Source organism: Coprococcus sp. AF51-11b1 (assembly GCF_027682785.1).
In the GTDB taxonomy this organism is placed as follows: domain Bacteria; phylum Bacillota; class Clostridia; order Lachnospirales; family Lachnospiraceae; genus Allocoprococcus; species Allocoprococcus comes.
Genome location: NZ_JAQCZB010000007.1, coordinates 39,276 through 51,627, shown reverse-complemented (window position 1 = coordinate 51,627; position 12,352 = coordinate 39,276). Strand labels below are relative to the sequence as shown.

The window sequence follows — 12,352 nt, the reverse complement described above, 5'->3', positions numbered from 1 at the left end:
TATCCCTCAAAATGCGAGTTAAAACCAATTTCTTCCCCTCCGCGATCCGCACTTGGTATATTGAACTACTTCAAGGATGTAAAATGGTTTTCTCGACAAAGTTGAATGACAAACTGTACAAAAGATGTCATTCAAATTCATTTTTCGAGCAATGGAGATGAGACTCAAAGGATTGTGGAAGCCTTTGCTGACACAATCCTTGGTTTCAGAGGCTCATCGGAATGATTTGCGAGTCTGAATTTGAAGGACATCTTTTGTACAATTTGTCCCACAAGCTCCCGTCAAACCATTCCTACATCACCATCCCCCCATCGACCTGCAGAACCTGCCCCGTAATGTAACTCGCATGCTCAGACGCCAGAAACGCCACTGCCTTCGCGACATCTTCTGGCTGTCCCATTCTGGCAAGAGGGATCTGACCTCTCATTTCTTCTTTGAGCTTATCGGAAAGAACTTCTGTCATCTCCGTTTCAATGAAGCCCGGTGCAACCGCATTAACCGTGATTCCGCGGGATGCCAGTTCTTTTGCCGCAGATTTGGTCATTCCAATAATTCCTGCTTTAGATGCAGCATAGTTTACCTGACCGGCATTTCCGCTGATTCCAACTACAGATGCAAGATTGATGATCTTTCCGCTTCTCTGCTTCATCATCTGTCTGGATGCAAAACGGATGCAATGGAAAGTTCCTTTCAGATTGACATCAATGACATCGGAGAAATCTTCTTCACTCATACGCATCAGCAGACCATCCTTTGTGATTCCTGCATTATTTACCAGAATATCGATTCTTCCAAACTGCTCGATCACTGCTTTTATAAATGCTTCACATCCCTCGTAATCTGCCACATTGCACTGCATACACTGGGCACATCCACCCTTTTCTACAATTTCATGTTTTACTTCATCTGCTTTTGCTTCAGAACCATTGTAATTGATCACAACTGTTGCTCCCTGTGCAGCCAGCTCCTTCGCAATTGCCTTTCCAATTCCACGGGACGCGCCGGTAACCACCGCGATCTGTCCTTCCAAATTTGCTCTGTCTGTCATATGCTTTTCCTTTCCATTGCCTGTTTTTTACACCAGTTCAGCAATTACTTTTTCCATATCTTCCCAGGTTTCGATATTGTATACTTTGACACCTTTGTCGATACGCCGCATAAATCCGGCGAGTGTTTTTCCCGGTCCGATTTCCACAAAAGTGTCTACACCATCTTCAATCATAGTTCTCACACTTTCTTCCCATCTTACCGGTGAAGAAATCTGTTTTGCAAGAAGTGCCTTTGTCTCTTTGATATCCGTCACATATTTTGCCGTAACATTCGTCACATAAGGAATGGCAAGTGGTTCAAAATTTCTCTTCTCCATTTCCTTCGCAAGCTCTTCGCCTGCACTTTCCAGCATCTTTGAGTGGAACGGACCACTTACATTTAACAGAACCGCCCTTTTTGCTCCGGCTGCTTTTAAAGACTCTGCTGCCTTTTCTACCGCTGCGGTCTTTCCTGTAATTACAATCTGTCCCGGACAGTTATAATTTGCCACAGACGCACCCGGAATTTCTTCCGTCACTTTTTCAACCGTTTCTCCATCCAGTCCCAGGATTGCCGCCATGGCTCCTTCACCTGCAGGAACGGTATTCTGCATCAGAATCCCTCTTTTTCTCACAAGAGAAATGGCGTCCTTCGGCTGCATGCCTCCCGCTGCGCTGATCGCACAGTACTCTCCAAGGCTGAGCCCGGCTGTCACATCCGGTGTAAGACCTCTCTTTTCAATCTCGGCTGTCATTGCAAGACAGACTGTTACCATGGCTGCCTGAGTGTATTCTGTCTGATCCAGCTGCTCATTTTCTTCAAAGCAAAGCTTTGTCATATCAAGTCCCAGCTCTGCTGTTGCTGTATCAAAAATCTCTTTTGCAAGTTCACTGTTTTCATAAAAATCTTTTCCCATACCGCACTTCTGCGCGCCCTGTCCCGGGAAAATGAATGCTGTTTTATTCATAAAATCCTTTGCCTCCGATCAGTGCATCCGTCTCACTTACCAGCTTTTGGATCAGGTCTTTACAGCTCATGATCTCTTTTACCATGGCTGCACTCTGTCCCGCCATTACACTTCCGTTTGTTACATCTCCGTCTACAACGGCCTTCCTTAAGCCTCCAAGTGTAAGGTGCTCAAGTTCTTCAAAGGATGCACCGTTTTTCTCAAGGTCCAGATATTTTTTCGTCATTTGGTTGCGAAGTGCTCTTACCGGATGTCCTGTGCTTCTTCCGGTTACTCTGGAATCAATGTCCTTCGCTTTGATGATCGCATTTTTATAATTTTCATGTACAATAGATTCTTCGGTCGCAACAAAATGGGTTCCCATCTGTACGGCTTTTGCTCCCAACATAAATGCTGCCGCAATTCCTCTTCCATCTGCGATTCCTCCGGCTGCGATTACCGGAATCTTCACTGCGTCTACAATCTGTGGAACCAGTACCATAGTCGTATTTTCTCCGATGTGTCCTCCGGATTCACATCCTTCCGCAACAACTGCATCTGCCCCGCACCGTTCCATTCTTCTTGCAAGTGCAACGGATGCAACCACCGGAATGACTTTAATTCCTGCTTCTTTCCACATTTTCATATATTTTTCCGGGCTTCCGGCGCCTGTCGTTACAACCTTTACGCCTTCTTCCGCTACTACTTTTGCCACGTCCTCTGCATAAGGACTCATCAGCATGATATTTACTCCAAAAGGTTTATCAGTCAGCTTTTTTGCTTCTCTGATCTGTTCACGTACCCACTCAGCCGGGGCGCTTGCAGCCCCGATGAGCCCAAGCCCGCCGGCATTTGATACGCCGGCCGCAAGATGATACTCAGCAACCCAGGCCATTCCGCCCTGGATGATCGGATACTCGATTCCAAGTAATTCGGTTACTTCTGTTTTCATATTACAACCTCTTTCTGTCTGTGTTTTTGCAATTCTTATTTTTTCAGTCCTTCGATGTATGTTACAACACTTCCGATTGTCTTGAGATCACCGATTGCTTCCGTATCGATTTCCACACCAAATTCATCTTCAAATGTCATAACCATATCCATCAGATCAAGAGAATCTGCTCCAAGAGATTCAAAAGTTGTCTCCTCTGTGAGGTCTGCTACGTTTACGTCAAGTCCTTCTGCTACGATTTCTTTTACTTTTTCTAACATGTTCTTAGTCTCCTTATTGTTTGATTATTTTTATATTTACCACTCTATGAGTGTGGCTCCCCAGGTGAGTCCGGCACCGAAGCCGCAGAGAACAATCTTCTGTCCTTTGTAGAAGCGACCGGTTTTGTTCAGTTCATCCAGGAGGATTGGGATGCTGGCGGATGATGTATTACCGTATTCTTCAATGTTGACCGGGAATTTTGCAAGGTCTGTTTTCATCCGTTTTGCCACAGATTCGATGATCCGTAAGTTTGCCTGATGCAGAACGAAAAGATCAATATCTTTCTCGGTCAGATCTGCTTTTTGCAGAAGTTCTCCAATGACTTCCGGCACTTTTTTTACGGCAAATTTGAAAACTGCCTGTCCATCCATGGATACATAAGTCTGTTTTTCATTTTCTTTGTCCTGCCAGTTTTTCTGCTGACGGCTTTCGCAGGCAAGTACCTGTCCTTTTGCTCCGTCAGAATGGGTAACTGCCGGAAAGATTTCACCTTCTTCTGCACAGATCACGGCTGCTCCTGCCCCGTCACCAAAAAGAATGCAGCTTCCTCTGTCTTTCCAGTTGACAATTCCGGATAGGGTTTCACTTCCGATCACCAGAATGTTCTGATACATTCCGGCTGCTATGTAAGCCTGCGCAGTATTGTAGGCATACACAAAACCGCTGCATGCGGCACTGATGTCGAAACAGGTTGCATTTACTGCTCCCAGCTCTTTCTGGACTTCGCAGGCAGTGCTTGGGATCACGGTGTTTGGCGTGATTGTAGATACCAGGATCAGATCCAGATCGTCTGCATTTAATTTTGCATCTGTAAGTGCATTTTTTGCCGCTTTTATCGCCATGCTGACTGTTGTATCTTCTTCTGCAATATGTCTGCGCACAATTCCGGTCCGTTCACGGATCCATTCATCATTCGTCTCCACAAACTTCGCGAGATCATTGTTGTCGTAATAATGCTCCGGTATATAAGAACCGGTACCGCATATCCTTCCTCTCATGGTTGTTCTCTCCATTTATTTTTGTTTTAAAATCTTTTTCGTTTAAAATATTTTTATATTCAAACTATTTGATAATATAACATAATCGGAATGATTTGACAAGAGGGAAATTTTTTTGTTTGACGCGAGGGGCAAATGAATGGAAAAGAAGAGTTCCTGTTCTCTTCTTTTCCATTCATCTGCCATTCAAATCGGTACAAAAATGACGTGCTTTAGTCTCTGTATTTTCTGTTCTGAGTACAAAAAATCCTGCGGTTTTGCCAATTCAAAATCGCAGGATTTTTCTTATTCTGTAACTTCCTGATATGCCTCTTTCGTCTGTTCTCCGCTCCGGCGGATCCCAGCAAACAAAGATCCGGATATATTATGCCATACACTGAAGATTGCCCCCGGAAGCGTTGCCAGTGGATTTGCCATGAAATTGGCAGTTGCAAGGGAGATTGCAAGTCCACTGTTCTGCATTCCGACTTCGATGGCAATGGCAGTTGCCTTATCGTACTCAATATGTAAAATTTTCGCTGCGCCAAGTCCGATTCCCATTCCGCAGAGATTGTGAAGCATCACAACTCCGAGAACCAGAAGTCCGCAGCTTAAGATTTTTTCTGCATTGACGGCTACAATTCCGCTGATGATCATTACGATCGATACAACTGAGATCAGTGGCAGAATCTCTGATATTTTCTGGATCTGCTTCCCCCAGACCCAGTTGATCAGAATTCCCAGAAGTACCGGAACCAGAACAACCTTTACTACAGAAATTACCATTGCCCAGAAGGATACCTCTACCCAGGCTCCGGCGAGTACATACACCAGAAGTGGTGTTACAATCGGTGCCGCAAGAGTTGATGTGATCGTCATTCCGACAGAAAGCGCCACATCACCTCCAGCAATATAGGTGATCACATTGCTTGCCGTTCCACCCGGGCAGCAACCAACCAGGATCACGCCAAGTGCCAGATCTGTCGGCAGCTGCATCAGCTGACACAGGATCCACGCGATCACCGGCATGATCGTGTACTGTGCGACGAATCCGATCAGGATTTCTTTTGGTCTGGAAAAGACTCTTTTGAAATCGTCCATCTTGATCGTAAGCCCCATGCCGAACATGGCAACTCCGAGAAATACAGAAGTGTAGCTCGTTGTCCACACAAAACCGTCACGCCAGAAGAATGCAATGACGGAAAAACAGATAATGATGACCCCGATATATTTTGTAAGAAAAGAGCTGACCTTTCCCACTTTTTTCATTCTGTTTTCCATAGGCTATACCTCATAGCTGAAATTGTCGATTAGCCTTGTTTTTCCAATATAAACTGCCATGGCAACCAGAACATCTTTTTCCACACTCTCGACCGGCTGCATATCCAGTGCATCTACCATGGCTACATAGTCGATCTTTGCAAGCGGCTCTGCTTCGATCACTGCGCGCATCTTTGACAGAACTTCTTCTGCCTTAATTCCCTTGCAGATTGCCTCCTGACCGGTTTTAACGGCTCTTGAAAGGCACAGTGCAGCCTTTCTCTCTTCTGCGCTTAAATAGGTATTTCTGGATGATTTGGCAAGTCCGTCTTCCTCACGGATGATCGGGCAGCCTACGATCTGGATATCAAAATTCAAATCCTGCACCATCTTACGGATGATTGCAAGCTGCTGCGCATCCTTCTGTCCAAAATAAGCTCTGTCCGGTGCTACAATATTGAATAATTTGGAAACAACCGTACATACCCCTTTAAAATGGATCGGTCTTGTCTTTCCGCAAAGGGTATCAGATAACGTATCAATACTTACGTAAGCATGTGGATCATGATACATATCCTTCGGTTCCGGATGGAAGATCAGATCTGCTCCAAGGCTCTCACAAAGCTCACTGTCACGTTTAAAATCTCTCGGGTATGCTTCCAGGTCTTCTGTCGGTCCGAACTGTGTCGGATTGACAAAATCGGATACCACAACGATATCGTTTTCCTCACGGCATCTCCTTATCAGGCTTGCATGCCCTTCATGTAAGAATCCCATGGTCGGTACAAGACCTATGGTTTTTCCTTCTTTTTTCCAGTTCTTAACTAATTTTCTTGTCTCTTCGACTGTTGTTGTTACCTGCATGATAATTCTCCTCTTTATAATAAATTCGGAGATAGCCTCTTGTTCTGAATTCAACTAATTTCATGTTCTTTTTTTGCATAATCTACGGATTGCTACCCACTTTGAGCTCCCACAATCCTGATTATGCCATATCTTTCAACAACCCATGTTTTTCATAATTTGTCACACGGCTGATCTTATTTTCATCATCCACGAAAACAACTTTTGGTTTATGTTCTCTGGCTTCTTCTGCATCATAATTTGCATAACACATGATAATAACCTTATCACCTGTACTTACACATCTTGCCGCAGCGCCATTTAAGCAGATCATTCCGCTTCCACGCTTACCACAGATCGTATAAGTTTCAAATCGGCTTCCGTTATTCACGTCCACGATCTGAACCTTCTCATATTCCATAATTCCTGCTGCCTCCAGCAGTTCCTCATCAACGGTAATACTTCCCACGTAATCTAATTCTGCCTGTACTACCGTAGCACGATGAATCTTTCCTTTTAGCATCTCAACTGTCATGTCTTACTCCTTTTCTGTCCGGAAACACAAAAATAAGCATAAACATAGAGTGTAACCATGCTTTTTTCCATAATTCCAAATTATTATATGAAAAAAGCATCATCAAGGTATACTTCTCCCTGCAAATGCTTCTGCTATTCTTCGTATTCCCTGAGTCTTATTTTACCTCTTAATAAATATAAGCTCCTTCTCCGTCACCTGTTGACGGAAACGATTTCGATATGAAATTGTTGTGATTCAGTCAGAGTATAGTTTTGTAGTTTTCAAATACTACCTCCGCGGATATTATTGCACCTTGACAAGAGATTGTCAATCCGATGTTCTCATGTATTTAATTCAAGACATCTGTGCGGAAGATGGGGCGCAACTCGTCCGGTGGACGAGTGCTCTGCGCCGACCGTAGCGGAGCGAAGACCTGAACCCTGGGTTCAGGGATCGCTTCGGTACAATAAAAGAAAACCTCAGGTGAATCACCTGAGGTTTCTTTTATTATGCGGAAGATGGGACTTGAACCCACACGCCCTTGCGAGCACTAGAACCTGAATCTAGCTCGTCTGCCATTCCGACACTTCCGCGTCAACAAAAAGAATCTTATCACATACCAACCGGTTTGGCAAGTGTTTTTTATATTTTTTTTGACTTTTTTTACATTTCATTAAATTACATCAATTATTTTGAATGCAGTTTGCCGCATCAATTGTAATTACCAGAAGAAGTCCCATCAATTCATCTGCCGGATTTGCAAAATCCAGTACATAAGTATCTCCCCAGTGGAGTAATTCTTTTGTAATATGTACCACAGGACTGCATGCTTCATAGATATCATAATTCCATCCTATGAAATCTCCTTCTACATGCCATCCATTAAACTCAACATCATACTTCGGTCGAAACAATGTAAAACGCTTTTCAATCCGTCCAAGTGTCTGCCCATTCACTTCAATTTCAAACACTGGAAGTAATGACATCACTTTTTCTTTAATCAACCCGAGTTCGTTCCCTGCCATATCATATACATGCAGCCGGTGTCCAAGCGACAAAAACTCTGCTTTTACAAAATACTTCGCATTTTCATTCTCATCATAAACATCATATGAATCTGTCCATGAAAAAACTCTCTGCTTAACAAGTAATTTCATACGCTACTCCTACTCCGGAAATTCATACTTCCTCAATTCGCAGTTCTTAATTCCAAATGCCGCAAACTCTTCATTCGTCATATCATAAAAATAAGACTGGATTACTCTGGAAATTCCATTATGTGCAACCAGTAGATAAACCTTATCATCCGCTTCTTTTCGAATGTCATCCAGAAGATTGTAAATCCTCTGGCACAGATGAAGCATTGTCTCCCCGCCTTCAAAATGATTGATAAAGTTCTGTTTTGCCTTTTTGAACTCCTCCCCATTTCTCGGAGTGGACTCATATTTTCCAAAATTCTGCTCCTTCAGGCGCATCTCCTCACGCATCGGAATCCCTGTCACCTCCGAAATATGGCGCGCGGTCTCCTTCGCCCGGACAAGTGGCGAATACAGGATCTCGTCAATCTTTACGCCCTCTTCCTTAATCTTTCTTCCAAGCTCCATTGCCTGCTCATGTCCAAGCTCTGTCAGCTCGATATCGGTCGCACCACAAATTTTATTTTCCACATTCCACACAGTCTGTCCATGTCTTGCAAAATAAAAATATCCCATTATTTTTTCTCCCAGTATTCTTTATTAGCTGAACATTTCCGAACAACTCCCTCCGGCAATCGTTCATAGTTTCTTCCAAACTGATATGCCAGATAACGAACAATGCCACGTGTCAGCACTTCGCCCAGGTATTCCTCCATATGATTCTGTCTAAGCAGTGCCGAGGTTACACGTACCAACCGCACTCCTTCTTTACCCGGTTTTGTATTTTCGATCATCTCCGGATGCTCTGCGTGTGCAACCCCAATGTCAAAGTTGCGTTTCCAGAGCCCGTGCAAATCATCGTTCCGGTAATAAATCACTTCAGCTTCCGGCGCATAAACTGCCTGCCAGCCCTTTTCCAGAAGTCTTCTCGCCGCAAGCATATCCTCTCCGGCAATCATCCGTTTTCCAAAACCTTCTGTCTCCAGATATGCTCTTCTTCGGTATGCCGCACAGACATTGGAATTAAAAAATGTCCGGATTCCAAGCTTTCCGGCATCTTCCAAAGACTTTGTCATGCCTTTCGGCGGATAGTTAAACTGTCTCACACAGCACTCGATCGGACTGCATTCATCATCTGTCATATGCCGACCATACACGACCGCCGTCCGCTCCTCTTTAAATGGCTCCGTCAGCTTCTCTACCAGATACCGGTTCTGCGGTATCGCCGTCTGTACCATAAAAATCACAATATCCGAATCCAGCTCACGCAGGATCGTATCTCTGCTTCCTGCCCGGTCATATTCTTCCTTTGGCGTATATCGGACCTCGATCCTCTCATCCATATAAACTTCGGGAATTTCCCTGTCTACCGGGTTCTCATAAAGTACATTCAGTAATATACGATCCGGCATCACACTCTGTCTTAATAATCTTTCAATACACATTTTCAGTCTTCCATCCGGCCGGAAGACCGGAATTACAATCGCTATGTTCACATCATCATCTCATTTCGTTTTTTTCACTAATCAGTATATACAAAATTCTTTTCTGAATCAATCCCAACCTATTCCCTGTTAATAAAAAAGACAGTTCCCATAAAAGAACCGTCTTTCTCATCAGCTCAGCGCTGCATATTCTTCTTTTTTCTTCCTATCCATCGAGGAAAGTTCCTTAAGCTCCCTCACCATGAAATATCCGCAGACGATTGCTGCTGCCGCATCTGCAATTGGTCCGGCATACATAACCCCGTCAATTCCCATAAACAATGGAAAGATCACGATCAACGGCAATAAAAAGAGAATCTGTCTTGTCAGGGACATAAATACACCCAGCTGCGATTTTCCGATGGAGTTGAAAAAGTTCGATGTAACCGGCTGGATTCCATTGATAAGCGTAAGGAACATATAGATCCGGAAATACCGCTCTGAAAACTGAAAATACAGCTCACTTCCCGAACCAAATACGCTGATGATCTGTCTCGGGAATACCTGGAAACAGAAAAATGCAATTCCGGAAAGAACGGTTGCAGTTCCAAGTGCGAGCAGGTAGCTTTTCCGTACCCGTTCATACTTCTCTGCGCCATAGTTGAAGCCGATAATCGGCTGGATTCCTTGGGAAATTCCGATAACAAATGACATAAAGATCATATTTACTTTTGTAATGATCCCGGCACAGGCAAGCGGAATGTCACCGCCATATACAGACTGTGCTCCATAATGCGACAATGTATTATTCAGTACGATCTGTACGATCGTCATTGCAATCTGGTTAAAGCAGGCACTGGCACCGAATTTGAAAATATTCTCGATATGTCTTCCCGTCATATGGAAACTTTCCTTTGTAAGCCGGATCGTTTTAAAATGGAACATATACCGCAGACTGATGCAGAACGAAACAATCTGTCCTATGATCGTAGCAAGTGCTGCGCCCCTCATTCCCATATGCAGCCCAAAAATAAAAATCGGATCCAGAATTGTATTTACAATAGCACCCACCAGCATAGATGTCATCGAATACCGCGGACTTCCATCCGCAAGGATCAGCTTACTCATCCCCGTATTTGCGATCAGAAATGGAAAGCCAATTGCCGTGATCCGTGTATATTCCTGTGCATACGGAAGTACCTCCGATGTGGCACCGAAGGATTTCAGCATCGGAGTCAGAAAAATCGTCGTTACTGCAAAAAGTGCAATACCGAAAATTGCCATCAGGCAAATTCCATTTCCCGCATACTCTGCAGATTCTTTTTCTTCTCCTGCACCAAGCTTCAATGAAAAATTGGTCGCACTGCCGATTCCAAGCAGCAGTGAGATTGCCGTACAGGAAGTAGAAAGCGGAAACGCAATATTCGTTGCTGCATTTCCCAGCATTCCCACACCCTGGCCAATGAAAATCTGATCTACAATATTGTAAAGAGCTGTTACCAGCATAGAAATAATGCATGGAATCGCAAATCCAACCAGTAGTTTTGATTCCTTTTCATACCCAAGTGGATTGTCCTGCTCATTCACTGTATTTGCCTTTTTATCTCTCACCTTTATAGCCTCCTCCAGATGTTCATATATAAATGCCGCTGTCTCACTTAGTGTCATCGTTCCATTTATCCTCTCCGCAGCTTCTCCTCTTGGAACAAGTACAAATTCATCTATTACCTGACACATTACAAAATTCTGTGTTTTTTATACTTCTACTCCATCATCTACAATTTACATCTGTTTTCTGACGACTCTGTATTCATCTCCAGATCTGTAGTAAGGACACTGATAATGCTGATCCGTCAGAAACCGCATCATCTCATCCTCATCCAGGTCTCTGTCACACGTGTAACATTCATATTCATCATCGTAAATATAAAATGTACAGGTGTCACAACAGCTCGCTGTATTTGCCATAACCTGCCTCCTGTTATTTCTTTTCCTGTTCAAAAATCGGTATCAGCTGCAGGTGTCCTCCTTTAAAACAGGTTCCATCTTAGTTCATTCCTTTTTCTTTTTCTCCCACCGGTTTCGCCCAGTTGACAATCAGGATTCCGATAGAAACCAGCACCAGTGCGATCAGGTCTTTCATTCCGAATACATTTCCCTCACGCAAAATGATCGCGGAAAGGATCACCCCAAATACCGGATTCGTAAATCCGAAGATCGATACCTTGGATACCGGATTGTATTTCAACAGGATTCCCCACAGCGTGTATGCAACTGCAGAAATCATCGCCATATAGATCAGAAGAATCATTGCCGGCATACTTGCCGTATGGATTCTTCCACCCATCACGAATCCGATCAGGATCATCACGAGCCCGCCTGCAGTAAACTGATATCCGCTTAACATCACCGGATCAGATTTGGCTGAATACTTCTTGATCAGTACAGAAGATAATGCATAAGCGATCGCAGAGATAAAAATAAATCCATCTCCGGTCAGATTAAAGCTCATATCCACATTGCTTCCGCTCAGATTGATCAGAACCACCCCTGCAAATCCGACGATACATCCGAGCACTTTTTTTTGATCCAGTTTCTCCTGATGAAAGATCAGGCTTGAAACAAGGATTGCAAGGAATACATTGGATGCCTCAACGATCGATCCTTTGACTCCGGTCGTATGTGCAAGTCCTACATAAAAGAAAAAATACTGGACCACCGTCTGTAAAAGACAGATTTTTCCGATTCTCGGAAGATCTCCCTTCCCTGCTTTCAGAAAACGTCCCTGCAGGATCGATCCAAACAAAATAACCATAATGCCTGCAATCGTAAAGCGGCACCCTGCAAACAGGATCTGCGTGGCGGTATCGGCTGAATCGATCTGAAACAGCCGGTAGCCAACCTTGATACAAGGAAAAGCACTTCCCCATAACGCACAGCAGACCATTGCAAGAAGACATACCACCCAGGTTTTCCTCATTGTAGTCTCTTTTAACTTTATCATCTC

Annotated in this window: 14 protein-coding genes and 1 tRNA gene; all 15 read right to left on the bottom strand. The window is 43.9% G+C overall.

Annotated features, from left to right (window positions below; all coding sequences use genetic code 11):
- Positions 1-292: 292 nt before the first annotated feature.
- The 15 genes from fabG to PGY05_RS08130 all read right to left on the bottom strand — a co-directional run bounded on the left by fabG (position 293) and on the right by PGY05_RS08130 (position 12,349).
- Positions 293-1,048 carry a 3-oxoacyl-[acyl-carrier-protein] reductase gene (gene fabG / locus PGY05_RS08200; protein WP_055156314.1) on the bottom strand — a complete coding sequence of 252 codons (756 nt, stop codon included), beginning with the start codon at positions 1,046-1,048 and terminating at the stop codon, positions 293-295.
- A gap of 27 nt (positions 1,049-1,075) precedes the next feature.
- Positions 1,076-1,996, bottom strand: a complete 921-nt coding sequence (gene fabD, locus PGY05_RS08195; RefSeq protein ID WP_270475656.1) for an ACP S-malonyltransferase — start codon at positions 1,994-1,996, stop codon at positions 1,076-1,078.
- Positions 1,989-2,927: an enoyl-[acyl-carrier-protein] reductase FabK gene (gene fabK, locus PGY05_RS08190; protein WP_055249162.1), complete on the bottom strand. Its 939-nt coding sequence runs from the start codon at positions 2,925-2,927 to the stop codon at positions 1,989-1,991. Before fabK ends, fabD begins: the two co-directional genes overlap by 8 nt.
- Positions 2,928-2,962: 35 nt before the next feature.
- Positions 2,963-3,187: an acyl carrier protein gene (locus tag PGY05_RS08185; RefSeq protein ID WP_117557679.1), complete on the bottom strand. Its 225-nt coding sequence runs from the start codon at positions 3,185-3,187 to the stop codon at positions 2,963-2,965.
- Positions 3,188-3,223: 36 nt separating this feature from the next.
- A complete protein-coding gene (locus PGY05_RS08180) occupies positions 3,224-4,186 on the bottom strand; it encodes a beta-ketoacyl-ACP synthase III (RefSeq protein WP_270475655.1) in 963 nt (320 codons plus the stop codon).
- Positions 4,187-4,471: 285 nt separating this feature from the next.
- A complete protein-coding gene (locus PGY05_RS08175) occupies positions 4,472-5,446 on the bottom strand; it encodes a bile acid:sodium symporter family protein (protein ID WP_270475654.1) in 975 nt (324 codons plus the stop codon).
- Positions 5,447-5,449: 3 nt separating this feature from the next.
- A complete protein-coding gene (panC, locus tag PGY05_RS08170; RefSeq protein ID WP_195479201.1) occupies positions 5,450-6,289 on the bottom strand; it encodes a pantoate--beta-alanine ligase in 840 nt (279 codons plus the stop codon).
- A 121-nt stretch (positions 6,290-6,410) separates the two neighbouring features.
- Positions 6,411-6,803 carry an aspartate 1-decarboxylase gene (gene panD, locus PGY05_RS08165; protein WP_008372736.1) on the bottom strand — a complete coding sequence of 131 codons (393 nt, stop codon included), beginning with the start codon at positions 6,801-6,803 and terminating at the stop codon, positions 6,411-6,413.
- A 492-nt stretch (positions 6,804-7,295) separates the two neighbouring features.
- Positions 7,296-7,378, bottom strand: a tRNA-Leu gene (locus PGY05_RS08160).
- Between the two features lie 90 nt (positions 7,379-7,468).
- Positions 7,469-7,942 carry an LURP-one-related/scramblase family protein gene (locus tag PGY05_RS08155; RefSeq protein WP_173692717.1) on the bottom strand — a complete coding sequence of 158 codons (474 nt, stop codon included), beginning with the start codon at positions 7,940-7,942 and terminating at the stop codon, positions 7,469-7,471.
- 9 nt (positions 7,943-7,951) lie between these two features.
- Positions 7,952-8,497: a histidine phosphatase family protein gene (locus PGY05_RS08150; RefSeq protein WP_270475653.1), complete on the bottom strand. Its 546-nt coding sequence runs from the start codon at positions 8,495-8,497 to the stop codon at positions 7,952-7,954.
- Complete coding sequence (locus PGY05_RS08145; protein WP_270475652.1) at positions 8,497-9,417, bottom strand: glycosyltransferase; 921 nt, start codon at positions 9,415-9,417, stop codon at positions 8,497-8,499. The genes PGY05_RS08150 and PGY05_RS08145 overlap by 1 nt, the downstream gene beginning before the upstream one ends.
- A 120-nt stretch (positions 9,418-9,537) precedes the next feature.
- Positions 9,538-11,082, bottom strand: a complete 1,545-nt coding sequence (locus tag PGY05_RS08140; RefSeq protein ID WP_270475651.1) for an MATE family efflux transporter — start codon at positions 11,080-11,082, stop codon at positions 9,538-9,540.
- A gap of 45 nt (positions 11,083-11,127) precedes the next feature.
- Positions 11,128-11,313, bottom strand: coding sequence for a DUF6472 family protein (locus tag PGY05_RS08135; protein ID WP_008372704.1), 186 nt, complete (start codon positions 11,311-11,313; stop codon positions 11,128-11,130).
- A 79-nt stretch (positions 11,314-11,392) separates the two neighbouring features.
- Positions 11,393-12,349, bottom strand: a complete 957-nt coding sequence (locus PGY05_RS08130) for a DMT family transporter (RefSeq protein ID WP_270475650.1) — start codon at positions 12,347-12,349, stop codon at positions 11,393-11,395.
- Positions 12,350-12,352 lie beyond the last annotated feature (3 nt).